General features: G+C 42.9%; 1 protein-coding gene. It reads right to left on the reverse strand.

Annotated features, from left to right (window positions below; genetic code table 11):
• Positions 1–100: 100 nt before the first annotated feature.
• A partial coding sequence (locus tag ACQY5W_RS13185; protein ID WP_428025435.1) for a hypothetical protein occupies positions 101–669 on the reverse strand: 569 nt, incomplete at its 5' end.

Raw genomic sequence — 669 nt, forward strand, 5'->3', positions numbered from 1 at the left:
CTTCCCACTTAATAAAGCCTAATCTAGCTCCACTATAGAAAGTGTTTCCCTGGATTTGAAATGTGATGTTTGTCACATCCAATGAGGTCGCTATCATGTACTAGTTGTGGAGTCTCCTAACTGAAAAATGTTGTTTGAAAAGTTCTACACTCGTGAGGAATGGCTTACCAAACTCAATTTTTTCAGGAACCTCATGCTTCATGAAGACCAGATCATCTGGTCTAAGTCCTAGTTTCTCTCGATCGTAAACTTCACCATCTTCTTTATATGAACCAATTTCAGCTGCCGTGAGAAATGACTTAGCCTGTTGTGCCGGTGTAGACAGTGTAGACATCTTTTGCTTCTTCATTACCTCAAAGAACTTGTTCGTTGGGATTGAACGAGTATTTGAGTTATAGAGGCCTAATTCCTGGTGGATTGTGTTGTAAGGAGATGATGGTGGTAGATCTTGTTCCTGGTGGATTAGTTTCTGCTGGGGCATAACCTTGACAGGTGATGTTGGTAGCGGAGAAGCTTCCTTTTCCTTTAGAGATGATGGAAGCGAAGCTTCCTTGAACTTTGGAACCGGTGGAGGTGACGTTGGTAGCGGAGCTTCCTTGTCCTTTGGCGTCACCGTTTGGCTTAATGACGACATAAGTGGGCCGCTACCAAAAATCATAATATTGGTGT

It is taken from the genome of Arcobacter sp. (assembly GCF_050300555.1).
GTDB lineage: Bacteria > Campylobacterota > Campylobacteria > Campylobacterales > Arcobacteraceae > Arcobacter.